This window comes from Streptomyces sp. NPDC098101 (assembly GCF_044760185.1).
Taxonomy (GTDB): Bacteria; Actinomycetota; Actinomycetes; order Streptomycetales; family Streptomycetaceae; genus Streptomyces.
In genome coordinates this window covers 294668-321463 of record NZ_JBIWAS010000004.1, presented here as the reverse complement: position 1 = coordinate 321463, position 26796 = coordinate 294668, and the positions used below count along the sequence as shown (strand labels likewise).

22 protein-coding genes and 1 pseudogene are annotated in these 26796 nt (G+C 75.0%); 10 read left to right on the top strand and 13 right to left on the bottom strand.

Translation table 11 applies throughout. The features are described from left to right. Nucleotides 1-37: 37 nt before the first annotated feature. Entirely contained in the window at nt 38-1231 is a 1194-nt protein-coding gene (locus tag ACIQVI_RS20040) for a PucR family transcriptional regulator (protein ID WP_403597521.1), read from the bottom strand. Between the two features lie 145 nt (nt 1232-1376). On the opposite strand from ACIQVI_RS20040, the gene ACIQVI_RS20035 reads away from it, so the two are divergent. The 5 genes and pseudogenes from ACIQVI_RS20035 (at nt 1377) to ACIQVI_RS20015 (ending at nt 6605) form a co-directional block, all read left to right on the top strand. Next, the gene (locus ACIQVI_RS20035; RefSeq protein ID WP_351971543.1) at nt 1377-2864 is read left to right on the top strand and encodes a long-chain fatty acid--CoA ligase; all 1488 of its coding nucleotides are present in this window, start codon (nt 1377-1379) and stop codon (nt 2862-2864) included. A gap of 66 nt (nt 2865-2930) precedes the next feature. Then, nucleotides 2931-3554, top strand: coding sequence for a TetR/AcrR family transcriptional regulator (locus tag ACIQVI_RS20030; RefSeq protein ID WP_403597518.1), 624 nt, complete (start codon nt 2931-2933; stop codon nt 3552-3554). 209 nt (nt 3555-3763) lie between these two features. Then, on the top strand, nt 3764-4738 hold the full coding sequence (locus tag ACIQVI_RS20025) for an alpha/beta hydrolase (protein ID WP_403597515.1): 975 nt from the start codon (nt 3764-3766) through the stop codon (nt 4736-4738). 34 nt (nt 4739-4772) lie between these two features. Then, a pseudogene (locus ACIQVI_RS20020) lies at nt 4773-5223 on the top strand (zinc-binding dehydrogenase); the annotation flags it as partial. 200 nt (nt 5224-5423) lie between these two features. Beyond that, entirely contained in the window at nt 5424-6605 is a 1182-nt protein-coding gene (locus tag ACIQVI_RS20015; protein ID WP_403598709.1) for a cation:proton antiporter, read from the top strand. A 41-nt stretch (nt 6606-6646) separates the two neighbouring features. On the opposite strand, the gene ACIQVI_RS20010 is transcribed toward ACIQVI_RS20015, so the two are convergent. Further along, entirely contained in the window at nt 6647-8716 is a 2070-nt protein-coding gene (locus ACIQVI_RS20010; RefSeq protein WP_403597512.1) for a hypothetical protein, read from the bottom strand. 109 nt (nt 8717-8825) lie between these two features. Next, nucleotides 8826-12119 carry a LuxR C-terminal-related transcriptional regulator gene (locus ACIQVI_RS20005; RefSeq protein WP_403597509.1) on the bottom strand — a complete coding sequence of 1098 codons (3294 nt, stop codon included), beginning with the start codon at nt 12117-12119 and terminating at the stop codon, nt 8826-8828. A 545-nt stretch (nt 12120-12664) separates the two neighbouring features. Here ACIQVI_RS20005 and ACIQVI_RS20000 point away from each other — a divergent pair. Together ACIQVI_RS20000 and ACIQVI_RS19995 are read left to right on the top strand one after the other, a co-directional pair. Beyond that, complete coding sequence (locus tag ACIQVI_RS20000) at nt 12665-14272, top strand: S8 family peptidase (protein WP_403597506.1); 1608 nt, start codon at nt 12665-12667, stop codon at nt 14270-14272. 129 nt (nt 14273-14401) lie between these two features. Next, nucleotides 14402-14749 (top strand): STAS domain-containing protein, encoded by a 348-nt coding sequence (locus tag ACIQVI_RS19995; protein ID WP_351969717.1) that lies wholly within the window; start codon nt 14402-14404, stop codon nt 14747-14749. On the opposite strand, the gene ACIQVI_RS19990 is transcribed toward ACIQVI_RS19995, so the two are convergent. From ACIQVI_RS19990 to ACIQVI_RS19950, 9 genes are all read right to left on the bottom strand, one after another. Beyond that, a complete protein-coding gene (locus tag ACIQVI_RS19990; RefSeq protein ID WP_403597503.1) occupies nt 14721-15116 on the bottom strand; it encodes an STAS domain-containing protein in 396 nt (131 codons plus the stop codon). The genes ACIQVI_RS19995 and ACIQVI_RS19990 overlap by 29 nt on opposite strands. Further along, complete coding sequence (locus tag ACIQVI_RS19985) at nt 15113-16192, bottom strand: B12-binding domain-containing protein (RefSeq protein ID WP_403597500.1); 1080 nt, start codon at nt 16190-16192, stop codon at nt 15113-15115. Before ACIQVI_RS19985 ends, ACIQVI_RS19990 begins: the two co-directional genes overlap by 4 nt. Continuing rightward, on the bottom strand, nt 16189-17853 hold the full coding sequence (locus tag ACIQVI_RS19980) for a PP2C family protein-serine/threonine phosphatase (RefSeq protein ID WP_351969720.1): 1665 nt from the start codon (nt 17851-17853) through the stop codon (nt 16189-16191). Before ACIQVI_RS19980 ends, ACIQVI_RS19985 begins: the two co-directional genes overlap by 4 nt. Before the next feature lie 123 nt (nt 17854-17976). Next, nucleotides 17977-19617 carry a SpoIIE family protein phosphatase gene (locus ACIQVI_RS19975; RefSeq protein WP_403597496.1) on the bottom strand — a complete coding sequence of 547 codons (1641 nt, stop codon included), beginning with the start codon at nt 19615-19617 and terminating at the stop codon, nt 17977-17979. Beyond that, nucleotides 19614-21446, bottom strand: a complete 1833-nt coding sequence (locus ACIQVI_RS19970) for an ATP-binding protein (RefSeq protein ID WP_403597493.1) — start codon at nt 21444-21446, stop codon at nt 19614-19616. Before ACIQVI_RS19970 ends, ACIQVI_RS19975 begins: the two co-directional genes overlap by 4 nt. Beyond that, nucleotides 21443-22498 (bottom strand): ATP-binding protein, encoded by a 1056-nt coding sequence (locus tag ACIQVI_RS19965; RefSeq protein ID WP_403598706.1) that lies wholly within the window; start codon nt 22496-22498, stop codon nt 21443-21445. Before ACIQVI_RS19965 ends, ACIQVI_RS19970 begins: the two co-directional genes overlap by 4 nt. Then, entirely contained in the window at nt 22495-22917 is a 423-nt protein-coding gene (locus ACIQVI_RS19960; protein ID WP_121832680.1) for an anti-sigma regulatory factor, read from the bottom strand. Before ACIQVI_RS19960 ends, ACIQVI_RS19965 begins: the two co-directional genes overlap by 4 nt. Next, nucleotides 22914-23291, bottom strand: coding sequence for an STAS domain-containing protein (locus ACIQVI_RS19955; protein ID WP_030213278.1), 378 nt, complete (start codon nt 23289-23291; stop codon nt 22914-22916). The genes ACIQVI_RS19960 and ACIQVI_RS19955 overlap by 4 nt, the downstream gene beginning before the upstream one ends. Next, entirely contained in the window at nt 23288-24133 is an 846-nt protein-coding gene (locus ACIQVI_RS19950; protein WP_403597488.1) for an STAS domain-containing protein, read from the bottom strand. The genes ACIQVI_RS19955 and ACIQVI_RS19950 overlap by 4 nt, the downstream gene beginning before the upstream one ends. 357 nt (nt 24134-24490) lie before the next feature. Between ACIQVI_RS19950 and ACIQVI_RS19945 the strand changes: the two genes are divergently transcribed. The 3 genes from ACIQVI_RS19945 to ACIQVI_RS19935 all read left to right on the top strand — a co-directional run bounded on the left by ACIQVI_RS19945 (nt 24491) and on the right by ACIQVI_RS19935 (nt 26217). Further along, a complete protein-coding gene (locus ACIQVI_RS19945) occupies nt 24491-25381 on the top strand; it encodes an SDR family oxidoreductase (protein ID WP_351969725.1) in 891 nt (296 codons plus the stop codon). An 88-nt stretch (nt 25382-25469) separates the two neighbouring features. Continuing rightward, nucleotides 25470-25910 (top strand): hypothetical protein, encoded by a 441-nt coding sequence (locus tag ACIQVI_RS19940; protein WP_351969726.1) that lies wholly within the window; start codon nt 25470-25472, stop codon nt 25908-25910. A 100-nt stretch (nt 25911-26010) separates the two neighbouring features. Further along, nucleotides 26011-26217, top strand: coding sequence for a hypothetical protein (locus ACIQVI_RS19935; protein ID WP_121832677.1), 207 nt, complete (start codon nt 26011-26013; stop codon nt 26215-26217). An 86-nt stretch (nt 26218-26303) separates the two neighbouring features. On the opposite strand, the gene ACIQVI_RS19930 is transcribed toward ACIQVI_RS19935, so the two are convergent. Then, complete coding sequence (locus tag ACIQVI_RS19930) at nt 26304-26717, bottom strand: ATP-binding protein (protein ID WP_403597483.1); 414 nt, start codon at nt 26715-26717, stop codon at nt 26304-26306. Nucleotides 26718-26796 lie beyond the last annotated feature (79 nt).

The following is a 26796-nucleotide window of genomic DNA, read 5'->3' as shown; positions in this document are numbered from 1 at the left end:
AACCGGACCTGAAACCGGATCCGCACCCCGACCCGGATCAGCCGGTGTCCGTCGGCCGTTCCGCGAGGTCCGTCCCCCGGTCCCGTACCGCCAGGAGGGCCGCGCCGACGGCCGCCGCCGCGCGGGGATCGGAGAGCGACCGGCCCGTCAGCTCCTCGACGCGCCGGAGGCGGTAGCGGACGGTGTTGGGGTGGACGAAGAGGCTCCGGGCCGTGGTGTCGGCCGAACCGCCGGAGGCGAACCAGTGCTCCAGGGTGCGCAGCAGGCGGGACCGCTCCGCGGTCGGCAGGTCGAGCACCGGCCGCAGCGTCACCTCCACCAGGCGGGCCGCCTCGGCGGGCGCCGCGGCGACGACCATCGCCAGCGGGTCGTCGTCGAACCGGGCCACGCCGGGACCGGTGCCCGACAGCCCGGACAGGGCCAGGCGCGCGAAGCGCAGGTTCTGCGGGGCGCCCCGCAGCGAGGGGAAGGACGGGCTGACCCCCACCCGGGCGCGGCTCCGCCGCAGGACGCGGAGGCAGGTGCTCTCCGCCGAGGCGGTGGGCAGCGCGATCAGGGCGAGCCGCTGGTCCGGCAGCGACCTCCAGGCGGAAGGCAGCTCCGCCCGGAGCAGCGTCGCCTCCACGCCCGCGAGGGGATCCTCGCCCGGGGCGCCGGCCTCCGCGACGGCGACGGCGTACGGCCCCTGCTCGGGCAGCCCCAGCTCCCGGGCGGCCTCCCACAGGGTGCGGTCGGTGATGACGCCCGTGAACAGCGCCTCCACCAGGGCGGAGCGCCGCGCCCGTCCCCGCGAGGTCAGCTCGGCGGCCGTCTCCCGGTAGGCGCCCGCCACCGCCTCCGCGTACAGGCCGAACAACGCCCAGAAGTCCGCGGACTCCGACACCAGCAGGTCGTCCGAGACCTCCGGACGCGTGCGCGCCTCCGCGACGATCTCCGTCCACAGCAGCTCCGAGCCGATGCGGTACGCGCGCAGGGTGTCGGCCAGCGGGACGCCCTGCTCCGCCCTGGCCCGCCCGGTCTCGCGGGCCGCCTCCGGGTCCGGGGCGGCCTCGCGGCGGAGGTGCGTCAGCACGAAGTCCGCGTTGGCGGCGCAGGAGGTCCGCAGCGAGTCCAGGGGGATCAGCGACTCGTCCTGGTAGGCGTCGACCTCCGCGCGGATGCGCAGCGCCATCCTCCCGGCCAGTTCGGGAAGCCTCGAACGAAGCGCCGCGACCACGCCCGAAAGGTCCATGCCCGCAGCTTAGCCGCCCTCTTTTGTCGCGGCGAACAATCCGGGGGTCCGACTGCTGTCGCGCAGGCCATAGGACATGCCGCCGGACGGCGACAAGATGTCGGCGATGTAAACATCTGGTGATCTCGTGTAACGGAGGCGGGTCATGGCCAATCTGGCAGGGTTCCTCGTGGAGACGGCCGGGCGGCAGCCCGAGCGCCCCGCGCTGCGGCTGGGGGAGCGGGTCCTCACCTACGCGGAGCTGGACGAGCACAGCGCCCGCGCCGCCGCCCTGCTCAGGGCCGAGGGCGTACGGCCGGGCGACCGGGTCGCCCTGATGCTGCCCAACGTCCCCGAGTTCGTCGTCCTGTACTACGGAGTGCTGCGCGCCGGGGCGGTCGTCGTCCCGATGAACCCGCTCCTGAAGACCAGGGAGACCGAGTACCACCTCGCCGACTCCGGCGCCGTGCGCCTCTTCGAATGGCACCAGGCGCCGGGCGAGGGCGCGAAGGGGGCCGCCGCCGCGGGGGTGCGGCACACCGCCGTCGAACCCGCCGCGTTCGCCGCGGCCCTCGCCGGGCACGAGCCGCTGCCCGGCGTCGCCGACGCGGACGGCGAGGACACGGCCGTCCTGCTGTACACCTCCGGCACCACCGGCCGCCCCAAGGGCGCCGTCCTCACCCACGCGGGCCTGCGGCACAACACCGAGGTCAACGGCGTCGAGATCCAGCGGATGACGCCCGAGGACGTGGTCGTGGGCTGCCTGCCCCTGTTCCACATCTTCGGCCAGATCTGCACCATGAGTGCGGCCGTCCGCAGCGGCGCCTCCCTCGTCCTGATCCCCCGGTTCGAGCCGGGGGCCGTCCTGGAGGCCGTCGCCCGCGAGCGGGCCACCGTCTTCGAGGGCGTCCCGACCATGTACGCGGCGCTGCTCCAGCACCCGTCCGAGGCCGACGTCTCGACGCTGCGGATGTGCATCTCCGGCGGCGCCTCGCTGCCGGTGGAGATCCTCCACGGCTTCGAGCGGCGGTTCGGCTGTCCGGTCCTGGAGGGCTTCGGCATGTCCGAGACCAGCCCGGTGGTCACGTTCAACCACCCCGACCGCCCGCGCAAGGCCGGCTCCATCGGCACCCCCATCCGGGACGTCGAGGTGCGGCTCGTGGACGACGGCGGCCGGGACGTGGCCCCGGGCGAGATCGGCGAACTGGCCGTCCGGGGGCCGAACGTGATGAAGGGGTACTGGAACCGTCCCGAGGAGACCGAGGCCGCCGTCCCCGACGGCTGGCTGCGCACCGGCGACCTCGCCCGGGCGGACGAGGACGGCTACCTGTACATCGTCGACCGCAAGAAGGACATGATCATCCGCGGCGGCTACAACGTCTACCCGCGCGAGGTCGAAGAGGTCCTGCACGAGCACCCCGCCGTCGCCCTGGCCGCCGTCGTGGGCGTCCCGCACGCCGAGCTGGGCGAGGAGGTCGCGGCCGCGGTCGTGCTCCGCCCCGGCGCGCGGGCCACCCCCGAGGAGCTGCGGGAGTACGTCAAGGAGCGCGTGGCGGCCTACAAGTACCCGCGCGGGGTGTGGCTCGTGGACAAGCTCCCGCTGGGCCCGAGCGGCAAGATCCTCAAGAGGGAGATCACCCTGCCGGAGGCGTGAGGGCCGCGCCCGGCCCTCCGGGCGGACGGCACCGGTACGAGGCGCGGGGGAGACGCGGAGGAGGAGATGGCCCTTCGGGACGGCCCGGCGCCCGGCGCGCCGGCGCCCGTACGGCGCCGGCGCCAGGCGCGGGGAGAGCACCGGATCGACCGGATCGTGGACGCGGCGGAGGAACTCGTCGCGGACGCGGGGGTACGGGCCCTCGGCATGAACGCCCTCGCCCGGCACGCCGGCATCTCCCCCGGAAGCCTGTACCAGTACTTTCCGGGAAGGGGCGCCGTCCTGGAGGAGCTGGGCCGACGCCTCGCGGACCGGTTCCGGCAGGTGGCGGAGCGGGAGCCTTACGCCCCCTCCCGCCCCGACTACCCGGCGCCCGGGGCGCTCCTCGACCGGCTGCTCGAAGCGGCGGTGGTCGTGGCGCGCGAGCGCCCGGCCCTCCTGCCCCTGCTCGCGGCGGCGGAGGAACGCGCGACGGCGGAGGAAGGGGAGCCGAACGCGCTGTTCGAGGCCTTCTCCCGGAGCCTGCCCGGCGCCGGGGCGCTCCACGACGAGGACGCGGTCCGCGCCCTGGCCACCCGCGTCTTCTGCGCGGGCGTCGGCCTGGCCGTGCGGCAGCCCGACCCCACCGCACTGCTCCTGCGCACCCGGCAGGCGGTCCTGGGCGTGCTCCGGGCGCCCGGGAGCCCCTGAAAAGTCCGCCGTCCCGGCCGGTGCCGGACGCGCGGCGACGCGTACGCCGGGCGGGCCGCGCGACGGGCCGCCCGGCCGGGTTGCGGCGGGCAAAAGGGACCTAAAGGATGGAAACAGGCAGTGCCGCGCCTGGGTTAGGCGTGTGCGACGGTCGCGGCCGTCGGGGCCGCGCGAACAGGGCACCCGTGTGCCCGCGACAGGGAGCGGACATGACCGACCTTCCTCCTCCGATCACCCCTTATCTCGAACCGGCCGCGAAGGAGTTGTGCGAGGCGACGGATCCGCATCCGCGGATCTACGAGGTCCCGCCCGAGAAGGGCCGTGACATCCTGCTCGGCCTGCAGAGTGATGCGAGTGTGCCGCGTCCGGAGGTCGACGAGGAGTGGGTGGAGGTGGACGCGGGGGAGTGGGGCACGGTCCGTACCCGCATCATCCGCCCCAAGGGGGTGGGCGGAGCGCTGCCGGTGGTCTTCTACATCCACGGCGCGGGCTGGGTCTTCGGCGACGACAAGACCCACGACCGGCTCTTCCGTGAACTGGCGGTCGGTGCGGGTGCGGCGGGGGTCTTCCCGGTCTACGACCGGGCACCGGAGGCGAAGTACCCCACCCAGGTCGAACAGAACTACGCGGTGGGCCGGTGGGTCCTGGAACACGGCGCCGAACACGGCCTGGACACCACCCGCATCGCGGTCACCGGCGAATCCGTCGGCGGCTGCATGTCGGCGGTCTTCGCCCTGATGAACAAGGAACGCGGCGGCATCGACCTCAAGGCCCAGTGCCTGCTCTACCCGGTCACCGACGCCGACTTCGACACCCCCTCCTACCACCAGTTCGCCGAGGGCTACTACCTCACCCGCGACGGCATGAAATGGTTCTGGGACGCCTACACCACCGACCCCACCCAGCGCACCCAACACCACGCCTCCCCCCTCCGGGCCACCCTGGACCAGCTCAAGGGCCTGCCCACCACCCTGGTCATCACCGACGAGGCCGACGTCCTGCGCGACGAGGGCGAGAAGTACGCCAACAAACTCCGCGAAGCCGGCGTCGACGTCACCTCCGTCCGCGTCGCCGGCATGGTCCACGACTTCCTCCTCCTCGACAGCCTCCGCGACACCCGCGCCGCCAACATCGCCCGCAAACTCGCCATCGACTTCCTCACCACCGCACTCCACAACGACTGACCCCACCCACACCCGGCCCGGCACCCCTCGTGGTGCCGGGCAGTTGCTGCCCGTGCCGAAGGGGGTCGGCCTGGTCGAGGCAGCCGGTCTGCCGGAGGTGACGGCCACGGTCTGGCCCAACCTCGTGATGACCGCCGGTCTGAAGGCGGGGGAGACCCTCCTCGTGCACGGCGGACTCGGCGGCGTGGGCTCCGTCGCGATCCAGGTCGCCCAGGCCCCTGGGTGCCCGCGTCGTCAGCACCGTGGGCGGTCCGGAGAAGGCCGCGCGGGTGCGGGAGCTGCGCACCCGGACGAAGGAGCAGAAGGCCGCGGTCGTCGCGGAGGTCCGCGACAAGGTCTGGCCGATGATCGAGGACGGATCCGTACGCCTGCTCGTCGAGGACCGGCCGCCCATGGACGGGGCCGTCGAGGCGCACCGCAGGAGGGAGGTCGGCGGACACACCGGCAAGGTCCTCCTGCCCACCGACGGCGTCACCGACGGCTGACCGACGGGCCCCGACCGGACCGCTCCCGCTCGCGCACCGGAGGAGGGCACCCCTCGGAAGGACCGTTCCCGCTCGCGCCCCCCGGGTCCCCGCCGCCTTCGGCGTGAGCCCACGGCACCCTCCGGAACGGCCTCACCGGCGATCCGCGCGCCGCGTGTTAAACACCGGAGGTGCCCTCCGCCGTCACCCTCCTCCTGATCATGTCCGTCGCGGTCCTCGCGCCCCTGCTCGCGGACGGCGTCTCCCGCCGGGTCCGCGTCCCCCTGGTCGTCTTCGAGATCGTCCTGGGCATCGTCATCGGCCCGGACGTCCTCGGATGGGCGCGCTCGGACGAGGTGATCGACGTCCTGTCCGAGCTCGGTCTGTCGATGCTCATCTTCCTCGCCGGGTACGAGATCGAGTTCGCGAACGTACGGGGCGGACTCCTGCGCCGCTCGCTGGGGGCGTGGCTGGTCTCCCTGGCCGCCGGGCTGGGCATCGCCCTGCTGCTGAGCGGCGGGGACGTCTCGGCGGGCCTCGTCGTCGGCACGGCGCTGACCAGCACCGCGCTGGGCACCGTGCTTCCCGTCCTCAAGGACGCCGGGGAGCTGAAGGGCCGCTTCGGGGACGTGACGATGGCGTTCGGCGCGGTGGGCGAGTTCGGGCCCGTGATCGCCATGGCGCTGCTCCTGAGCGGCCGCAGACCGGCGGAGTCCGCGGCCGTCCTCGTCGCGTTCGGGCTGATCACCGCCGGGGCGGTGGTCCTGGCGATGCGGCCCCCGGCCCCGTGGCTGTCGCGCCTGATGGTCAAGACGCTCCACAGCAGCGGCCAGTTCGCCGTCCGTTTCGTCATGCTGCTGCTCGCGGCAATGCTGGGGCTGTCGGAGGCGTTCGGCCTCGACGTGCTCCTCGGCGCCTTCGCGGCGGGCGTGCTCACCCGGCTCGTGCTCGACGCCGCGGCACCCGAGAGCAGCGCCGAGATCCTCGGCAAGGTGGAGGCGATCGGCTTCGGTTTCCTCGTGCCCCTGTTCTTCGTGGTCACCGGCATCGAGTTCCGGCTCGACGAACTCCTGGGGAGCCCCGGGACGCTCGCGCTCGTCCCGCTCTTCCTGCTGCTGTTCCTCGTCGTGCGGGGCCTGCCCGTGTACTTCCTCGCGCCCCGGGACCTCGGCCGGTCCGACCGGTCGGCGCTGGCCTTCTACGCCGCCACGTGCCTGCCGCTCGTCGTCGCGGTCACCACCATCGGGGTGGACCAGGAACTCATCGACGGCGAGGAGGCGGCCGCGCTGGTCGGCGCGGCGATGCTCTCCGTACTCGTCCTGCCCCTCGTGGCGGCCCGGCTGCGCACGTCCGGCGGCGCGAAACCGGCGGAGCGCGCCTCGGCGGACACCGAGGCGTGGTGACCGTCGGCCCACGAGCGGCGCGCCTCAGTCGTCGGCGTGCCTCACTCGTCGGCGTGCCGCTCGATCCAAGCCACGGCCGCCGCCCGTTCGGCCCCGGTCGGCGCGGGTCTCAGCTGGTCCGGGTGGCGGACCAGGGAGTGCGCGCGGGCGGTCCGCAGACCGATCGCGCGGGCCCCGGGGGAGAGGCCGGGGTGCTCGGCGACCTCCAGGGCGCGCTGCCACCAGCTCCGGCTGCGGCCGTCGACGGCGTAGTGCCACAGCGGCTGTTCGGGGTCGGCCACGCCGATCAGCACGCGGTCCAGCGTGTGGGAGCGGATCCCGGGAACGCCGAGCAGCCGGTCGGCGACGAGCAGCGGGTGCTCCCCGTCGAGCCGGGCCCGGACCAGGACCCAGGTCATCAGCTGCCCCACGTCGTGGGCGGGCGAGGTGACGGCGTCCCACAACTCGGCGGCCTTGGCCTCGTCGGGGGCGCCGAGGTGGGTCAGGAGCCGCAGCTCGTCCTTCCAGACCGGCCGGGCCCCGTTCCACCAGGAGACCAGCTTTCCCGCCGCCGGATGGTCCAGGTCGAGGGCGAGGCACGTCAGGGTGACGAGCGGATGGCGCCATTCGGTGTACGTGGTCCGGTACTTCTTGGTGAGGTCCTTCAGGCGGCGCGGCAGCAGCGCCTCGACCTCGGCTGCCCCGGCCAGGCCGTGGGCGAGGAGGAGTTCTAGGCAGAAGCCGAGCCCCTGGAGATCGGTCCCCGGGTCGGCCACCCGCTCCCGCAGCCAGCGGACGTCGGCGTCGGTGAGCGTCCGGTACCGGTGCCACAGGTCGCCCAGCGTCCCCTCGGAGGCGGTGAGATCGGGTCCTGTGCCGGACAGGAGCCCGTCCCGGGCGGCCTCGTAGCGGTCCACGGCGGCCAGCACGTCGTCGGCGCCGATGCCGGAGAACGCGCCGTGACCGGGCCGGAGCGCCTCCTCCCGTACGAGCTCCACCCGGTCGCGGGCCGCGTCCGCGGCGAGGACGCGCAGGGCGCGCGGCAGCCGCTCGTCGGTGCTGAGGCGGACCGCCGTCAGGGCGGACCAGGACAGGCCGGCCCGGTGGTCCGCGCCCGTCTCCCGGCGCCAGTCGGCCGTGACGGCCCCGACCAGCGCCTGGTGCAGGCCGCGCGAGGAGGCCTCCGGCGCGCCGTGCGCCTCCAGTTCGGCCGCGAGGGCGGCCGCGGCCCGTACCGCGTCGGGCTCGCGGAGCGCGCGGTGCAGCGTCAGCCAGGCGTGGACCGCGGCCCGGTCACCGGCGAGCGCGGTCTCCCGCACGACGGCCAGGCCCCGCTCGGACGGCACCCGGGCCAGGACGGGGGCGGCCCGGGGCCCGAGCTCGGCGACGGCCTGCCACGCCTCCTCGGAGCCGTGGCGCAGCAGCGCGTGGAGCAGCTCCCGCCAGGCGCTCCACTCCGCGGGCCGCCCCGCGTACTCCTCCCGCCAGGCCCGCAGCAGCCGTTCCGTCTCGTCGGGCGTGAGCCCGTCCCGCCGCTCCAGGGAGACCGCGAACCGGGTCGCGGCGGAGAGGACCAGGGGGCCGCGCAGCCGCTCGTGGAGCCACGCGGCCTCGGCGGGGGACAGCGGCCGGTAACGGAGGAAGGGGGCGCTGCGGTCCATCGGCTCGTCGAGCGCGCCGAGGAACTGGCGCACGCCGTCGGGGTCCGCCGGATCGGGCAGGCCCGTCTCGTCCCGGGCGGTGACCCGGTCCAGGCCGAAGGCGCCCCCGGGCCCGTTGTCGACGATCCGGAAACCGGCGGGCCCCTCGCCGAGCCCGGCGGCGACGGTGCCGTGGTCGCCGCCCCAGTGCAGCAGCAGTTCGCCCGTCAGGGCGCCGGAGCGGTCGAAGGCCCGCCGGTGGGACTGCCAGTGCCAGTACGCGAAGGAGAGCGGCGTCGGCAGGCCCCGCGACGCGGCGAGTTCGGCGGCGTCCTCGTGGCCGTCGGACTGGGTGTACCGGCTCCGGGTCGGCGGCGGGAGCGCGAGGAAACCGTCGCCGCCGAGCCCCCGCCACCAGGCCGTGAGCACGGCGAGGTCCGAGCGCCCGCGCTCCGCGCTGCGGCGGTCCGTGCCGGTGGCGGCGTCGTCCACGTGCTGCTCCCTGCGTTCTCCGGGGTCGGTCGAGGACGGTTCCCCCGCCCGCGATCCACCCTGCCACAGGGGTCCGACATCCCCTCCGGCCCGATCGGCAGGAGGCTCCCTACCGCCCGCGCGTCTCCGTCCCGCCGTCTCCCCACCACGCAGGCGCGATGTCGGTCCTGGACGAGGCGTTCAGCTTCCGCATGATGCGCGCCACGTGGTGCTCCACGGTCCGGGTGGAGAGGACCAGGCTCTCGGCGATGTCCCGGTTGGCGCGGCCCTGGACGACCAGCCGGGCCACCTCCTGCTCGCGCGGGGACAGCTGGTCGCCGTAGCCGAGGCGGCCGCGGCGGTGGGTGGTGACGATGGCGTGGCGGCGCAGCAGCCGTCGGCAACGGGCCACGTCCCAGCGGGCGTCGAGCCGTCCGTACACCTCGACCACCTCCTGGACCCCGTCGGCCGCCGCCTCCCCGCGCAGGCCGAGGAGACAGCGCCCGCGGGCCTCCGCCGCCCGGGCCGCGTCGAAGGGGCGGCCGAGCAGCCGCCACCGTTCCTCCGCGTCGGCCAGCAGGCCGACGGCCTCGTCCGGCCGCCCCCCGGCCTCGGCGAGCAGCGCCCGGCACACGGTCAGGGCGGCCCGGGCGGCGGGCGCGTCGCTGCCGGCGGTCCCGGCGGCGAAGTCGGCGACGAGCCGGCGGGCCCGCGCGGTCTGCCCGCTGCCGTGCAGGGCCTCCACGGCTACGGGCAGCACCTCCCCGGCCCACACCCAGCCGCCGGTCCGCTCCAGGCGGTGCAGCACCTCCTCCACCGCGTCGCACGCCCGCCCGGGCCGCCCCGCCTCCAGATGGACGCGGGCCGTGGCGGCGGCGGAGGCGGTGAGGATGAGCCCGGTGTCGTAACGGGTCGTACGGGCGGCCTCCGCCAGGTCGTGGCGGGCCCGGGGGACGTCGCCGAGCACGTGCAGCGCGGTCAGCCCCCGGACCAGCATGGCCTCGGAGGTCAGGTCCGGTATCTCCCGGTAGAGCCGAGCGGTGCGGTCGGCGGCCGCGTGCAGGCCCTGCCAGCGGCCCTCGTGCCAGGCGAGCACCAGACGGGCGGTCTGGATCAGCCCCTCCAGATAGGGGCTGCTGGTGTCGGCGAGCCCGTCGGTGGCCCGGTCCAGGAACTCCCGGGCCCGGGCTCCGTATCCGAGGGCGCTGGCCGCGTGCGCCAGGTTGGTCCAGCCCCGGGCGTGGTGCGCGGCCTCCATCGCGGACCCGGCCGGGCCGCGCAGCGCCTCGGCGGCGGTCCAGGCCCGGGGGTCGCCGAGCAGCATCAGGGCGGTGGCGCGGTTGGCGGCGACGGCGGCCCGCGCGACCGGGTCGGTGACCCGGTCGGCGAGCGCCTCGCCGCGCTCCAGCCACTCCCGGTGGCGGTCGACGGGCCAGCCCTTGATGGAGGGGATGGCGGCGACCGCCATGGCGCGGGCGGCGGTCTGCGGGTCGGACGCCTCCAGGTCGGGAACGGCGCGGGCGACCTCGTTGAGGCTGTCGAGCGCGCCTCCGCTCTGGTTGCGCAGGACGACGCTCAGGTGCAGCCGGATCTCGCCGCGCAGCCGGGGCGGCGGGTCGTCCTCGTCGAGGACCCGCCGCACGGCGGCCACCACCGGCTCGCCCGCGCGGGCCAGTTGCGCGGTGCGGGCCAGTTTCGCGGCGGTGCGGATCCGGCCCTCCGCGCGCGGGTCCTCGGCGACGGCCCGGGTGTAGAGGCGGGTGGCGGTGGCGTAGTCGCCCGTGGCGGCCGCCCGGTCGGCGGCCGTGACGAGACAGCGCAGGGCCTCGCGGACCCGCCCGGCCGCCGCGTACAGCCGGGCGAGTTCGGCCAGCGGCGGCGGCCCCTCGCCGCCCCGGCGCAGGGCCCGGGCGGCGCGCAGGCTCAGCCGGGCGCGCCGGGGCCCGGACAGGCGTGCCAGCGCGGCCCGGCGGTCCAGCGGGTGCCGGAAGCCGGGACACGGCCCGTCGGCCCGCAGCACGGACCGGCGTACGCACGCGTCCACGGCCGCCTCGGCCCGCTCGGGCGCGAGGTCCGCCACCTCGGCGAGCACGCCGACGGACACCGGGAGGCCGAGGACGGCCGCCGCCTCGACGATCCGCCGCGCGTCCCCGTCGAGCGGCCCGCACCGCCGGGCCAGCTCCCGCCCCACCCGCACGGGCACCCCGACCTCGCACACGGCCCCGAACACGCCCCCCGCCACCCGCTCGCCCGACCCTGCCCAGGACTCCGCCGCCGGGCCGCCCTCGCCCGCCCGGGGACCCGCCGTTCCCTCGCCCCGGCCCGTCCAGGGTTCCGCCACCCGGCCGCCCTCGCCCGCCCGGGAGTTCGCCGCCTGTTCGGCCCGGCCTGTCCCTGCCCGGTCGGCCATGCCCGCCCAGGGACTCGTCGCCCCATCGGCCCCGTCCGCCCGGAGCCCCGCCACCCGCTCGCCCCGGCCCGCCCGGGCCCCGGCCCCCTCGTCGGCCTCGCCCGCCCGGGGGCTCGCGACCCCGTCGCCCCGCGCTCCCCGGGGCTCCGCCGCCCCGCCCCTCCAGCGGAGGCCGTCCTCCCCGTCGTGTCCTCGCAGGAGTTCCCCCGCGTCCCGCAGCAACTCCACGGCGGCCGAGGGGAGTCCGCCGGTCAGGTCGTGGACGAGGGCGGTGAGGTCCTCCCGCTCGTCCGCCCGGTCCGGCCGGTGCGCGTCGAGCCAGTGGCGGACGAACTCGCCCGTCTCCCCGGGCGTCCAGGGCCGGACGGCGATCTCCGCGACCCGTGCCCCCGCCGGGGCGCGGACGCCGAGGAGGGGCAGCCCGGCCGCCGCGTCCTCGGTGACGACGAGCCGCAGCCCGGCCGGCACCGCCCCCGTCAGGTGCCGGAGCAGGGCGAGGGTCGCGGGATCCGCGTGGTGGACGTCCTCCACGACCAGCACGGTGTCCCCGGCCGCCGCGAGGAGCGCCCCGACCGCACGCGGCAGCAGCCCGCGCCGCACCTCCGGATCGGCCGCCGCAGCGGGCGGGCGCGGCAGCCGGTCGGCCAGTTCCGGTACGAGGAGGCCGACCGCCCCGGTCACCGCGGGCAGCGGCCGGCCGGCGGGGGCGGGCCGGTACGGCAGCCCGGCCAGCGCGTCGGCGACGGGCCCGAGCGGCACCGGGTCCGCCGTGTCGGGGCACGTCCCGCGCAGCTGCGTCCACTCCGCGAACTCCGCCCGGCCGAGCACCTCGTCCACCAGCCGGGACGTCCCCGCGCCCGCCTCCCCCCGGACGACGGTGAGGCCCGGCCCCGCCCGCAGCGCCTCCCGCAGCCGCCGCGCCTCCTCGGCCCGCCCGACGAACCCGCCCCCGCGGGACGCCCCTTCGCCGCGCCCCGCACCCGGGGACCCCGTACCGGAGGAACGTCTCTCCACGGCTCCGCCTCTCGCCGACCGGCCACCCGGAAGGCCGCCGTCCGCCGCGGCCCCGTTGGGCAGGTGGTCTACCCTCCGGACGGCCGGGGCCGCAATAGGGGTCCACCACCTACGGAATGCGGGCGGCCCGCTCCCACTCTTTGGGTAGCGCTACGGATTGCTGGGTTCCTCCCGTCTGACCGAAGCTCTGGGCGGTCCGGCGACGCCGTCCCGTACACCGCGGTCCCCAGCCGGCGGAGGTACGGGGACGGCCGCACCCCACGCGGTCGTCCGGCGTGGCCGGGCCCGTGTCGCACGGAGCCGACTCCGTGCGACGCGCCACCCCACACCCCACCGCCGTGGGCGCCGGCATCCGAAGGCGCCCGCACGGCCGCCACGACCAGGCGATTGTCATGATCCCAACAGGATCGCGTCCCGGTGGACCGGCGGCCGACCTCCGGACACGCGCCTCCCCACCACCGAAGGGCGTGTCCGGAGCCCACCGGGGCGACGGGTGCAGCCCTCCGGGCCCGAGCCGGGCCCGGACACCTCTCAAGGGAGAAACCATGGAGTTCGACGCTCGCGCCCTCCGGCGCCTGCTCGCCGTCGGCGCCAGTGCCGCCCTGCTCGCCGGAGCCGCCTCGACCGCCGGGGCCACCGCCGCCCCCGTACCGCCGGGCGGCGGAGAGGGCCGCATCGTCGGCGCGGACCGCCCCGGCGCGGTCGAAGGCTCCTACATCGTCACCTTCAAGGACTCGGTCGCCCGCGCCGACGTGCCCGCCTCCGCGAAGGCCCTGACCAAGCGCCACGCCGGCAGCCTGCGCTACACCTACACCGCCGCCCTGCGCGGCTTCGCGGTGAAGCTGAGCGAGAGCGAGGCCGAGGAACTGGCCGCCGACCCGTCGGTGGCCCGGGTGGAGGCCGACGCGGTCGCGTACGCCGTCGGCACCCAGCCCAACCCGCCCTCCTGGGGCCTGGACCGCGTCGACCAGCGCGACCTGCCGGTCGACAAGAGCTACACCTACGGCACCACCGCCTCCAACGTGAACGCGTACATCGTGGACACCGGCATCCGCATGAGCCACCGCGACTTCGGCGGACGCGCGGTCAGCGGCTACGACTTCATCGACAACGACTCCAACGCCTCCGACTGCCAGGGCCACGGCACCCACGTCGCCGGCACCGTCGGCGGCGGCTCGTACGGCGTCGCCAAGGGCGTCAAGCTGATCGGCGTCCGGGTCCTCAACTGCCAGGGCACCTCGGGCGACACCTGGGCCCCCGTCCTCGCCGGCATCGACTGGGTCACCAAGAACGCGGCGAAGCCGGCCGTGGCCAACATGAGCATCGGCGGCGGCAAGACCCAGTCCGTGAACGACGCCGTGGCGGCCTCCATCGCCTCCGGCGTCACCTGGGTCGTGGCGGCCGGCAACAACAACGCCGACTCGTGTTCCTACTCCCCGTCCTCCACCCCGGCCGCCATCACCGTCGGCGCCACCAACAGCCGGGACGCCCGCGCCACCGGCTGGTCCAACGGCCAGGGCTCCAACTACGGCTCCTGCCTGGACATCTTCGCCCCGGGCGACGGCATCGTCTCCACGTCCAACTCCGGCGACACCGCCTCCCAGTCCATGAGCGGCACCTCCATGGCCGCCCCGCACGTCGCCGGCGCGGCCGCCCTGCTGCTCGCCGCCAACCCGACCTGGACCCCGGCCCAGGTCCGCGACAAGCTGGTCGCCGACGCCACCTCCGGCAAGGTCACCGACCCGCGCACCGGCTCCCCGAACAAGCTCCTGTACACCGGCACCGGCAGCACCACCCCGCCGCCCACCGGCAACAAGTTCGAGAACACCGACGACGTCCAGATCCGCGACAACGCCACCGTGGAGTCGCCGATCACCGTCACCGGCGTCACCGGCAACGCCCCCGCGAACCTGGCCGTCACCGTCGACATCCGCCACACCTTCCGCGGCGACCTGAAGGTCGAGCTGGTCGCCCCCGACGGCGGTGCGTTCGTCCTGAAGAACTACAACTCCTCCGACGGCGCCGACCACGTCCAGGGCACGTTCACGGTCGACGCCTCCGCCAAGGCCGCCAACGGCACCTGGAAGCTCCGCGTCACCGACAACTGGGTCAACGACACCGGCTACGTCAACGCCTGGTCGCTCCAGTTCTGATCCGCACCGCCCGCACCACCCGCACCGCCCCCGCACCCCCGGAGCAGAGCCGCTCCGGGGGTGCGGCCCGTGCGCCGCCGGGCCCGGGGCGGCTGGCGCGGCGGCGTCCGCCGATGTGAGGATGACGCCATGTATGCGGCGCCCCAGGGAAAAGTGCACCTCACCCGGCACGAGCAGGTCTTCGTCATCGCCATGCGCGGCGAGATGGACCACGACGACGTGGAGGAGGTCGAGGCCGCTTGGGCGGCGGCCGACGAGGCGGCCTCCCCGATGACGGCGGTCGACCTCTCCCGGGTCACGTTCGCCGACAGTATGCTCCTCAACGCGCTGCTCGACATCCGGCGCCGCCACGCGGCGGACGGGCGCGAGCTGGTGCTGATCGGCCCCCTGCACTCCGCGGTGCGACGGGTCCTGGACATCAGCGGCACCCTCGAACACTTCCGGATCGTCAGTACGGGCCCCTCCCCGGCCAGCTGAGGTCCGCGCCCCCGTCGGGCCCCCTCCCGGTCGCGGGACCGGTGAGGTGGTCCAGGACGTTGGTGATGTGCAGCAGGCGCTCCAGGAAGTCCGGACGGTTCTCCAGGTACAGGACGGCGCCCAGGGCACTGGCCCGGCGGTGGACGAGCAGCAGGGCGGACAGGCCCGAGGAGTCGATGTGCGTCAGACCGTCGAAGTCGAGGCGCACGCCCCGCGGCGGCGCCCCGCCGCCCCTCAGGTTCTCGGTCACCGCGTCGACCAGCTCGTCGCAGCTGTCGTAGTCGAGGTCCCCGCTCACGCGCACGTACAGCGAGACGGGCTCGCGGACGACGTCGAGGGTGAACTCCGTGGAGGGGAAACCGTTCACGGGCGGGGACCGGGGACGGTACGGACGGCGTGCGCGCCCAGGGCCGCCGCGCCCCGTTCGAGCGCGTGCGTCGCGCGGGGGAAGTCGCGCAACCGGTCGGCCAGGACCTCCAGACCGGCCACCAGGGAACGGGTGGGGACGCGGCGGGCCCGCAGGACGTCGGCCGTCCAGGTGAGGAACGTGGTGAACAGGTCGGGGTCGTCCACGTAGAGCGCGGTGGCCAGGAAGTCGACGATGTGGGCGATGTCCTCCGCCGTGCGCTCGCGCTGGAGGGCGTCGTAGGCGCGCATCGGCGGGAACCGGTCCTCCAGGTCGGCCAGCGCCTGCCCGACCAGTCGGTGCCGGGACCGGACGACCAGCGTGTACTCCTGGTCGGCCAGGTGCGGCAGGTCGTCCACGGTCTGCCGCCCGGCCGACGCGTCCGGCCGGGCCACGCCCTCCTCCAGGACCGCGAGCGCGCCGCGCGCGTCGGGTGCCCACCGGTCGGCGCGCAGCGTGCGCGCGTACCGCCCGTCGGGACCGAAGGCGCGCCCGCCCGCCAGGACCGGGACGCCCACGGCCTGACAGGCCGTGATGGCGGCGTGGGCGGCCGGCAGATGGGTCGGGATCGACCCGGACAGCAGGACGGCGTCGGGATAGCTCCGGTGCAGATGGGCGACCAGGTGCGGGGTCGGGGTCTGCGCCCCGAGGTAGTCGACCCGCCAGCCGTGCAGGGAGAGGAACTCCGCGACGAGACGGGCGGGAAAGGCGTGCCACTCGCCGTCGACGCAGCCGACCGTGACGCGGCCCCGGGGCGGCACGGCCCGGCCGGCGGCACGGCGGTGCGCCATGGAGGCGACGATCCGCTCGTTGATGGCGGTGACGGCGTGCTCCTGGGCCACGGTGAGGCGGTCGGCCGCCCATTCGGCGCCGACCCTCGCCTGGACCGGCGCGAGCACCTCCAGGAGCAGCGTCTCCTCCGGCACGCCCGTGGCCAGGGCCTCGTGGACGGCCGAGGCGGCAGCGGGCTCGTCGCCCTCCACCGCCGCCCGCCACAGCCGTTCCACCACCGTGTCCGTCGCGGTGGGACCGCTCACGTGTTCCTCCCGCCGTACCGGCCGTGTCCGTCGCCCGTGGAGAGCGAGGAGGCCCTGGGCGCGGTCACCGCCACGACGGCCATGTCGTCGTGCCGGCCGTCGTGCAGCCACTGGGCGGCCAGCATCTGTATCCGCTCCACGACCGCCTCCGCCTGCATCCCCGCGCACTCGGCCAGGGCCCTCTTCAGACGCTCCGTGCCCAGGAACTCGTCCCCGAGCGGCCCGCCCCGGGCCTCGACGATGCCGTCCGTGTAGAGCAGACAGGTCTCCCCGGGCGCGAGCACGGTCTCCACCGTGCGGGCCTCGACGGCCGGCAGCGCGCCGACCAGGGTGCCGCGGGTGGCGACCTCCTCCACCGTGCCGTCGGCGCGGACGAGGAGGGGCGGCAGGTGCCCGGCGCTGGTCAGCCGCAGCCGCGTCCGGCCGTCCCGGCGGCGCACGGAGCCGAGCACGAGGGTGGCGAAGCGGGTGTGGTGCGAGGAGAGCAGCGCGCCGTTGAGCAGGTTCAGGACCCGCTGGTGGTCGTCGGCCAGCGGCAGCAGGGCGTGCAGCGTGTTGCGAATCTTGCCGGTCAGGACCGCCGCGTCCAGGCCCTTGCCCGCGACGTCGCCCAGGACGACGAGGGTCTCCCCGGAGGGGTCGGCGCTCGGGTGGACGTCGTAGAAGTCCCCGCCGATCCGTTCGTGGTCCTTCGACGCGCGGTAGCCGCCGGCGTACTCGACGCCGTGGACGTGGCGCAGCACCGGCGGCAGCAGCTCGCTCATCAGCGTGGCGGTGATGGCGGCCTGCTCGGTGTAGAGGCGGGCGGCCGACAGCGCGGCCCCGGCGCGCGCCGCGAACAGCCGGGCGAAGACCTCCTCGCTCTCGGTGAAGGCCCGTTCGGTGCCGGAGCGCAGCAGGATGAGCGCCCCGGCGGGCACCCCGTGGCCGGGGAGCGGTGTGACGATGACGGAACCGACCGGCGAGGTGAAGCCCTCGGGGACCACCCAGTCGGGGATGTCGGCGGGATCGATCCAGCGGGCCGGTACGGGCGGGAAGCCCTGGAGGGCCTCGTCGAGGCCGGGCACGCCGGAGACGTCGACCTGCCGGACGGCCCGCGTGACGGGGCCGCCCCGGCGGGCGAAGGTCAGCGGATGGCGCCGGCCCTGGGGCGGGGCCACCAGGACGGCGCCCTCGGCCAGGTGCTCGGCGGCCATCGCGGCGCCCATCTCCATGCAGCGCTGCACGTTCAGCGTGGACAGCAGCGCGCCGGAGACCTCGGCGAGGATCTCGGAGCGCGCCCGGACGTCGACCAGGGCCGTCTCGGCGAAGCGGCGGTCGGTCTCGTCGACCAGCCACCACACCACGTCGCCGTCGTCGCCCGTCGTGGGGTGCGCCTCCAGGAGGCGGTCGCGGATGCGCCCGGAAGGCGGCCCGGGTCCGGCGTCCGGCGGCCCGTCGCAGAGGCGCCGGTGGGCGTCCGACAGCCAGGACGGCACCCGCTCGTCCAGCCGGTCGCCGCTCGCGGCGTCGGGCAGGAGGAGCCGGGCGGCCTCGTTGATCCGCACGAGACCGCCGTGCCGGTCCACGACCAGTACGGGGTAGGGGGCCTCGATCCACGCCGTACCGGTCCGGAGGCCGGTGCGGGAGGAACGGGCGGGAAAACCGCGGGAAACAGCCACGAACGGAGGCACGCGCGATGCGCGCCCCACCACCTTCCTACCAGGGACGACAGTTGTCCTGGGGCAACCGTCTCGTACCCACCCCCGCGCTCGCAACCCGTACCCCACATGCACATACAAGCCTCACAATGTGAGGGACCGGCCATTGCCGGTCATACGCACCGCCATCAGCGCGATGTCGTCCTCCCCGTTGGGCGGGAACGCCTCCAGGAGGCCGTCGCAGATCCCCTCCACGTCCGACGGAAGGCCTTCGAGGGCGGATTCGAGGCGTTCCAGGGAGAGCCCCAGGTGCTCGTGGCGGCGTTCGATCAGACCGTCGGTGGTCATGACGAGGACGGAGCCGGGCGGCGCCTCCACCACGGTGCTCGCCGGGTGCGGGATGCCTATGCCCAGGAGCGGCCCGTGCTCCTCGACGGAGCGGACGCGCCCGTCGGGGGTGCGCAGCAGCGGCGGCAGGTGACCGGCGTTCGCGATGTGCAGGAGACCGGTGGCCTCGTCGATGAAGACGATGCACAGCGTGAGGGTCAGCCGTGACCCGACGGCCGTCAGCAGGTGGTCGAGGCGCCCGAGGATGTCGTGCGGCGGATGCCCCTCGATGGCGTAGGCGCGCAGGGCGTGGCGGATCTGCCCCATGAGCATGGCCGCGTCCAGGGAGTGGCCCGCGACGTCGCCGACGGCGAGCAGGAGGCCCTCCCGGGTGGGGAGCGCCTCGTAGAAGTCGCCGCCGATCTCCGCGTGGTCGCTGGCGGGCAGATAGCGCACCGCGAGGTCGGCGAGGTGCGAGTCGGGCAGCGTCTCGGGCAGGAAGCTCCGCTGGAGCGTCAGCGCCAGGTCGTGCTCCTCGGTGTAGCTCCGCAGGGCCTCCAGGGCGAGGGCGCACGCCTGGGCCAGCTGGGCCAGGAGCTGCTCGTCGTCGGGCGTCGCGACCGACTCCGCGGGGACCGCCAGGCACACCGGCTGCCGGCCGGGCTTGGCGCGCGCCACGGCCACGGTGAGCCTCCCGTGCGGCACGAGGCCGTGCGGGAGACCGGGCCACTCGCGCGCGTGGACCGTGAGCAGCCGCGTCCCGGTGCGGTCGCCGAGCTCGTGGTACGGAGGCAGGTCGCGGGCGTCCAGCCGCACGTCCACGACCGTGTCGGAGGAGGCCTTCCCGCCCGTGGCGGTGCCGGCCGCCGAGGCGGGCTCCCCGTGCGGGGAGATGATCGACGCCACGGCGGGCGCCCCCAGGACGATGGCCGCGCCCCTGGCCGCCGCCCGGGCGACCCCGGCCGCGCTGTCCGCGCTGTAGAGGAGCAGGGTCGCCTCGTTCAGGTGCAGCAGGCGGTCCGCGAGGCGCTCGGCCCGGCGGCGCGCCCGCGCGTAGCGCAGGGTGGCCGTGACGGTGGCGAGGAGCTCGTCCGGGGCGATGGGCTCCGTGAGGTAGGCGTCCGCCCCCCGGTTGAGCCCCTGGGTGCGGTCGTCGACGGTGATGGCGGACGCCGAGACGTGGAGGACGGGAAGGGCCGCCGTCGCGGGATCGGCCTTGATGCGCTCGCAGACCTCGAAACCGGTCATGTCGGGCAGCCGCACGTCGACGACGGCCACCTCCGGCAGGGCGTCGGCGTCCTTGAGCAGCGCGAGCGCCCCGGTGCCGTCCTCCGCCTCCACGACGGTGTGGCCCGCCCGGGACAGCGTGGTCCTCAGGACGTAGCGGTTGGTCGGGTTGTCGTCCACGATCAGGATGCGCGCGGGCGAGTGGTCGGACGGGGGCTGGCCTGGGATCACGACGTGGCCTCTCCGGGCGTGTGCTGCTCACCGGCCTCCGCCGGAGGGGTGCGGTCGGGCCCGGCCGGGGCGAGGGCCAGGGCCAGGGCGATGCGTTCGGGCGTCAGGTGCGTCTTGCCCAGGACGGCCCGCGCGTGGGTGAGCCGGGAGCGGTCCACGTCCCCGGGGTCGGTCGAGGTCAGGACCACGACCGGGATGTGCGCGGTCTCCGGGTCGCGGGACAGGACCTGGAGGAGCACGTACCCATCGGGGGCCGGCATCGCCAGGTCGATCAGGACCGCGTCGGGCCGCTCCGCGCGGATGACGTCGACGGCCCGCGAACTGACCGACACCTCCGTCACCTTCCGCGCCACCCGGCCCAGCACCGGCCGGAGCAGCTCCACGAACGTCGGGTCGTCGTCCACGACGACCAGCGACCCCGTCCGGACGCCGTCGGCGCTCCCGGGCGGCGGCGCGTCCGGGGAGGCGGGGTCGGGACGGGCCGGGATCTCGACCCGCACCCTGGTCCCGGCGCCCGGTTCGCTGGTCAGCGTGAGGACGCCGCCGAGCAGACCGGCCAGCCTGCGCGCATAGGGCAGGCCCAGGCCGGTGCCCGGCTGCCCCCGCTGGTGGGTGCCCAGGACCTGGTAGAACTCCTCGAAGACGCGGTCCTGCTGGTCCGCGGCGATCCCGATGCCCGTGTCGGTGGTGGTGAAGACGAACCAGGGACGTCCGGCCCGGTCCTCGGTCCCGACCGTGAGGCGGACCTCGCCGTCCGTGGTGAACTTCAGGCCGTTCGACAGCACGTTGCGCAGGACGCGCGTGAGCATGACCTCGTCGGTGACGAGCTCCGGCACGTCCCGTACGTCGGGGATGTCGAGCCGCACCCCGTCGCGGGCCATGCCGCGCAGCGTCCCGCGCAGCTGGTGCAGCAGGGTCCGCAGGTCGGTGGGGACCAGATGGGGTTCGAGCCGGCCCGATTCGGCCTTGGCCACGTCCAGGAGCTCCTCGACCAGGGCGAGGAGCGTGCTCCCGGAGCCGGCGATGAGGGACATCTGCTGGCGCTGTTCCTCGGTCAGCGGATCGGCGTCGGAGGCGAGCAGCAGACGGGCGAGGGCGATGACCGAGTTGACCGGGGCCCGCAGCTCGTGGCTCACGTTGGCCCAGAACCGGGTCTTGGCCTCGCTCGCGAGACGCAGCTGCCGGGTCTTGTCCTCCAGCTCGGCGTAGAGGGCCACCACGCCCGTGTTGGTCTCCTCCAGCTCCGCCGACAGCTCGCTGTAGAGGGCGACCACCCCCTTGTTGGTCTCCTCCAGTTCGGCGTTCAGCCGCTGCAGCTCCTCCTGCTGCGCCCTGGACTCCTCCAGGGCCTGGAGGAGCTGCCGGTTCTGGATCCGCAGCTCCTCGCCCATGCTGAGGTCCCCCGAGTCGCGGAGCGCCGCGCGGGCGCGCTCCGCCCGCTGCCCGGAACGCCCCTGGGAGGCGGGCAGTCGCTGACCCACCGTCAACGCGTGTTCCCCGGACGACGCGTCGTACCGGCAGTGGTCCAGGAGGCGTCCGGCGGCGTCGAGCGCGTCACGGCCGGGGACGCGGGGCCCGTTCCAGGTGAAGCGGGCGCGGAAGAGCTCGGGCTCCCCGACGGGGCTCGCCACGTCCAGCTCCACGCGAAGTCCCGGAGCTCCCAGGAGGTCACGTCCCACCTCACTCAGTACCGTCACCACTCGAACCAGTTCGTGCCCTTCGAGGCCCAGGGCCCGGCACACCAACTGTCCGCGCCTGCGCAGTTCAAACCCGTCCCGTTCGACGGCCAGCGGAAGGACGCAGAGACCGTCGACGTGCGGCTGCCTCACCGCCGGTCCGCCCGGGCGACGACGATGCCGGCGTCGTCGCGGCGCACTCCGGCCTGCCCGAGGAGCTGGGCCGCCACGACCGCGGGCCGCCGGGTGAACAGACCGGGGAGGCCGGCCGGCGACCAGCGGTCGCTCAGCCCGTCCGAGTGCAGGACGAGGACCGCGCCGGGATCCAGGGCGGTCCGGAAGGACCGGAGCGCGGGCAGCTGGTGGCCCACGATCCCCGGAAGGGAGAGGAGGGTGCCGCGCTTGTCGCCGCTGACGACGAACGCGCTGATGTTGCCCACCCCGCAGTGCTCGACGGTCCCCCGGGAGAAGTCGGCCCGGGCGACCGTGATCGCCGCGCCCCGGCTGCCCCGCAGCTCCGTGTGGAGGGTCCGGACGACGTCCTGGGGGCTCCGGTGCGAGCCGGTCCGGAAGGCGGCCCGGGCGCGCTCGCCGGCGAGCGCCGCCATCGGGCCGTGCCCCAGCCCGTCGCACATCATGACCGTGACCGTCGGCGCGCCGTCCGGACCGTGCTCGGTGCGCGCGGCCCAGGTGTCGCCGCAGACCTCCTCGCCGCTGATCGGGCGGGTCAGACCGGCGACCTCGGGCTCGTCCGCCCCGGGGAACGGGCCGGGGGCGTCCCCCGACCAGAACCGCGCGAGCAGGGCCGTACCGCGGCCGGGCAGGGAGTGGACGTCGAAGACGTCGGCGAACCGGGCGATCGCCCCCATGCCCACGCCCAGGGTGCCGCTGCCGGACACCCCGTCCGTGAGCGCGCTGCCCACGTCGGCCATGCCCGGACCGCTGTCCACGGAGAGCAGTTCGAGGGCGGCCCGGTCCCGGAGGGTGATCACCCGCAGGGCCAGGGAGCCGTCCCGGGCGTGCTTCTGCAGATTGGTGGCCGCCTCGGTCGCGGCGAGCTCGATCTCCGCCACCCGGGCCGGGGCCATGCCGACGCGCCGGGCGAGGCGCGCCGCCTCCCGCCGGGCGGCCGCGGCGACGGCGACGTCCAGCCGCAGCCACACGACGTCCTCGGCCTCGGTCTCGTCACCGGCCACCGGGTTCACCGCGCCCACTTCAGCACCGTCACCCTGGTTCCGGCGCCCGGCGCCGAGTCCAGCTCGAACTCGTCGACCAGGCGCCGCGCGCCGCTGAGGCCCAGGCCCATGCCGCTGCCCGACGTCCAGCCGTCGGTCAGGGCCTGCTCGATGTCCGGGATGCCCGGACCGGTGTCCGAGAAGCTCACCCACACGCCGACGCGCGCCACGTCGCGGACGATGACCGCGTGCGCCGTGCCGCCCCCGCCGTAGATGAGGGTGTTGCGGCCCAGCTCGCTGGCGGCCGTGACCAGTTTGGTCTGGTTGACCAGGGACAGGCCGGCCCGCTGGGCGAGGACGCGCACCGCCTGGCGGGCCTTGACGACGTCGCCGCTGGACCGGATCTCCACTTCCTCCCGGGAGGCCTCGTCGGCCGGATACTCCTTCACCGGCGTGCCGGAGGAGTGTCCTGCGCCCGGCGCAGGTAGCCGAGGCCGAGTTCGAGGTTGAGCGCCGTGCGGACGCCGCCCAGCGAGAGGCCGAGCTCCACCAGCGTCATCGCGACGGCCGGGCGCATCCCGACGACGACCGTTTCCGCGCCCAGGACGCGGGAGATGGCGGCCGTGGTGGCCAACATGCGTCCGACGAAGGAGTCGACGATCTCCAGCGCCGAGATGTCGATGACCACCCCGCGGGCGCCGGTCGCGACGATCTGCTGGGAGAGGTCGTCCTGGAGGTCGAGGACCATCTGGTCCTCCAGGTCCACCTGGATCGAGACCAGGAGGATGTCGCCGATCTTCAGGACCGGTACGCGGTCGCTCACAGCAGGCCCGCCGGACGGGCCGCGGCGGCCTTGTCGATCTCCACGAGCGCGTGGCGCAGGGCGTCGGCCAGGGTCGCCTTCGTGGGGATGTCCCCGAACTCGATGCCCAGGGCCACGATGGTCTGCGCGATCTGCGGCCGGATGCCCGAGATGGTGCACTCCGCGCCCATCATCCGCGCGGCGACCACGGTCTTCAGGAGGTGCTGCGCGACCTGGGTGTCGACGGCCGGCACACCGGTGATGTCGATGATCGCGTGCGTCGAGTTGGAGTCCACGAGCGCCTGGAGCAGCTTCTCCATGACCACCTGGGTGCGCGCGGAGTCGAGCGTCCCGACGAGCGGCACGCCCACCACCCCGTCCCACAGCTTCACCACCGGGGTGGACAGTTCGAGCAGCTGCTGGGACTGCGTGGAGATGATCTCCTCGCGGGTCCGGGCGTACTCCTCCACCGTGAACAGGCCGAGGTCGTCGAGGAGCCGGGAGAACTGCAGGTAGGCGCGCACGTCCTCGACGGATCCGCCGAGGAAGGGCTCCAGGACCTCCTTGAGCGCGAAGACGCTCACGGCGGTCTCGGTCGGGGTGAACCCCTGCCGGGCCCGGGTGCGCGACAGCTCGACGAGGAGGCTGCGCACGACGGCGAACCGGTCGCCCCGGCCCGCCAGGCCTCCCTTCGCGACGGCCTCGGTGATCGCGTCGTAGAGCTCGCGCAGTTCCCGGCCGAGTTCCGCGCTGCTCACGCGTCCGCGCAGCGAAGCTCCGACGGTCTGCTCCCACTGCGCCACCAGTTCGGACTGCCGCGTGGTCAGTAGTTCCAGCAACCGCTTCGAGTCTTCGCTGTCCATGCGTTTTCCCCTCACTTTGTCCTGCTCGTCCTGCCGTCCGAAATCCGTCCCGACGATACGTCACCGCCGACCGGCGCCGATCATGCCCCCGCTGCCCCTCCCCACCGCCCCGGGCGTGCTCCCGGTCCTCCCGCCGTCCGTCGCCGGGGCGTCCGCCCACAGCTCAGAACGCACCTGTCCCCGATCCCGGGTTTCACACCTGCCCGGAGGGTTTTCGTCGTCCCGCGCCCGTACGGGCCGATGCGGCAATCGGCGCAGCCGGGACGGCGGACCGCCGGACCCGGTGGTGCCATGGGAGGAGCCCCGCGGCCGGTGGGGGAAGGAACCGGGACGCCCGGTGCGACCCTTTGGAGAGGCATGTCCCACGGCAACCCCCTGCGGGGGCGGACGGCGGTCGTGACGGGCGCGGCGCGCGGCCTGGGAGCCGGGCTCGCCGGGGAGCTGGCCCGCCGCGGCATGAGGATCGCCCTGCTCGGGCGGGAGGCCGAGACGCTGGAGCGGGTGGCGCGGGACCTGCCCGTGGAGAGCCGGTGCTACGAGGTCGACGTGACGGACGACGACCTGATGGAGCGGACGGCCCGCCGGGTGACCCGCGACCTGGGGGAGCCCTCCGTGGTGATCGCCAACGCGGGCGTCGCCGAGGGCGGCCCGTTCGCCGCCTCCGACCCGGAGACGTGGCGCCGCGTGATCGAGGTCAACCTCGTGGGCAGCGCGATCACGGCCAGGTCGTTCCTGCCCGGCCTGCTGGCCTCGCGCGGCTACTTCCTCCAGGTCGCCTCCACCGCGGCCTTCGGCTCGGCCCCCATGATGAGCGCCTATTGCGCGTCGAAGGCGGGGGCCGAGTCGTTCGCCCAGTCGCTGCGCGCCGAGTGCGCCCACCGGGGCGTCGGCGTCGGCATCGCGTACCTGCACTGGACGGACACCGACATGGTGCGGGACGTGGACGCCCACGACGTCCTGAGGGAGCTCCGCGCCCACATGCCGCGCCCCGCGCGCAAGGTGTATCCGGTGGAGAAGGTGGCGTCGTGGCTGGCCGAGGCGGTCCGCCGCCGCTCCGCCACCGTCTACGCGCCCCCGTGGCTGCGCCTCGTCCAGCCCGTCCGCCCCCTCCTGCCCGCGCTCGTCGCCTGGTCCTCGGCGCGGACCCTGCCCCGCATCGAGGAGCGGGCGCCCCTGCGGGCCACGGGCCTGCTCGGACCCGGCGGCCTCGCCGCCCGGGAGGGCGGAAACCGTGCCGGACGCCGCTGATCCGCGTCCGCCCGGCCCGTTGCCCCGGTCGGACCACGCGCGGTCGGGCCGGGTGTACTCCCGGGGGCCCGGGGGCAGGCAGTCGGGCATGAACCACGAGGAAGACCGGCACCGCGTACGGCCCGACAACGTCAGCGACCTCACGGTGGAGGCGCTGGGCTCGCTCTCCAAGGCCCTGGAGACCACCGAACGGGCCCGCGGCCACCTGTACTCCTTCCACCAGCTGACCGGCACCGCCGACCTGGAGCTGGACCGGGCGGTGGCACTCCTGCGGAGGGCCGGCCACGAGGAGTGGGCCGGTCTCGTCGAGCGGGAGATCCTCGGCCGCAACGTCATCCCGGGCCACTGGACGTACCAGGTCGTCGAGTCCTACGACCGCACGTACTACGAGCCGTTCAAGGAACTCGAACGCGACGCCGTCGACGCCCTCGCCGAGGGCCGCGACCACCTCTACGAGGCCGAGATGAAGGAGCGGCGCCGCACCCACGGCCACCGCGACCACACCTCCGCCCCCGGGGAGCGGCGCTGACCGGCCGGTTCCTCCGGACGGACCGCCGTCTGTCCGTACGGGGAGTTTCGGGGCACACGTACGGGAACGGCCGATGGGCGGCCGGACAGGAGGAGCAGCCATGGCACAGGCATCCCGACCCGTTCCGCCGGCCGACGAGGCCCGGGCGGCCCTGGAGGACGTGTCCGACCCCGCCGCGAAGGCCGTGGTCCTGGCCCTGCTGGCGGTCCGTGACGAGCTGAGGGCCGTGTCCGAGCGGACGAACGGCGTGGAAGCGCGGCTGGAGCAGACGAACCAGTACCTCGGGGCCCTCGCCAACAAGCCCTGACGCACGGCGCACAGGGGATCGGGTGGCCCGCGCCTCGCACGCGGGCCACCCGATCCCCTGCCGCTCGTCCCTCGTCCGCTGGTCGTCTAGCGGTCGTCGTCCGGCGCGAGGGCGGGGCGGAAGCACGCCGTGACCGTCTTGCCGTGCCGCTGGCAGCGCATGGTCCACTCGTCGGCCAGGGCCCGCACGATGTTCACGCCCCGCCCCGAGACCGCGCCCTCGGCCGCCTCGCGGGGGCGGGGCAGCGCCGGGTCCTCGTCGTGGACGCTGATGTGGAGGCAGTCGCCGTCCCAGGTGAGCACGAGCTGCGCGTCGCTGTGCGCGTGGATGTGCGCGTTGGTGAGCAGTTCGGAGACGGCCAGGACCACGGAGTCCACCGTCTCGGGCTCCCGCTCGGTCCACGGCAGGGAGGCGAGGTGCCGCCGGGTCCACTGCCGGCCGGCCCGCACGCCCCCGGACACGGGAAACGAGTGCGCCCACCCCATCGCCTTGACCGTCACGCTCTTCACTCCTTCGAGGGCCGCCCACGTCGTCCGTACGGGATCCGGATACCCGGCAATCGCTCCGGCAGACACCGGG

Coding starts and splice junctions, on each gene's coding strand:
- ACIQVI_RS20040 (WP_403597521.1), bottom strand. CDS start 1,231: ATGGACCTTTCGGGCGTGGTCGCGGCGCTTCGTTCGAGGCTTCCCGAA.
- ACIQVI_RS20035 (WP_351971543.1), top strand. CDS start 1,377: ATGGCCAATCTGGCAGGGTTCCTCGTGGAGACGGCCGGGCGGCAGCCC.
- ACIQVI_RS20030 (WP_403597518.1), top strand. CDS start 2,931: ATGGCCCTTCGGGACGGCCCGGCGCCCGGCGCGCCGGCGCCCGTACGG.
- ACIQVI_RS20025 (WP_403597515.1), top strand. CDS start 3,764: ATGACCGACCTTCCTCCTCCGATCACCCCTTATCTCGAACCGGCCGCG.
- ACIQVI_RS20015 (WP_403598709.1), top strand. CDS start 5,424: ATGTCCGTCGCGGTCCTCGCGCCCCTGCTCGCGGACGGCGTCTCCCGC.
- ACIQVI_RS20000 (WP_403597506.1), top strand. CDS start 12,665: ATGGAGTTCGACGCTCGCGCCCTCCGGCGCCTGCTCGCCGTCGGCGCC.
- ACIQVI_RS19995 (WP_351969717.1), top strand. CDS start 14,402: ATGTATGCGGCGCCCCAGGGAAAAGTGCACCTCACCCGGCACGAGCAG.
- ACIQVI_RS19950 (WP_403597488.1), bottom strand. CDS start 24,133: ATGGACAGCGAAGACTCGAAGCGGTTGCTGGAACTACTGACCACGCGG.
- ACIQVI_RS19945 (WP_351969725.1), top strand. CDS start 24,491: ATGTCCCACGGCAACCCCCTGCGGGGGCGGACGGCGGTCGTGACGGGC.
- ACIQVI_RS19940 (WP_351969726.1), top strand. CDS start 25,470: ATGAACCACGAGGAAGACCGGCACCGCGTACGGCCCGACAACGTCAGC.
- ACIQVI_RS19935 (WP_121832677.1), top strand. CDS start 26,011: ATGGCACAGGCATCCCGACCCGTTCCGCCGGCCGACGAGGCCCGGGCG.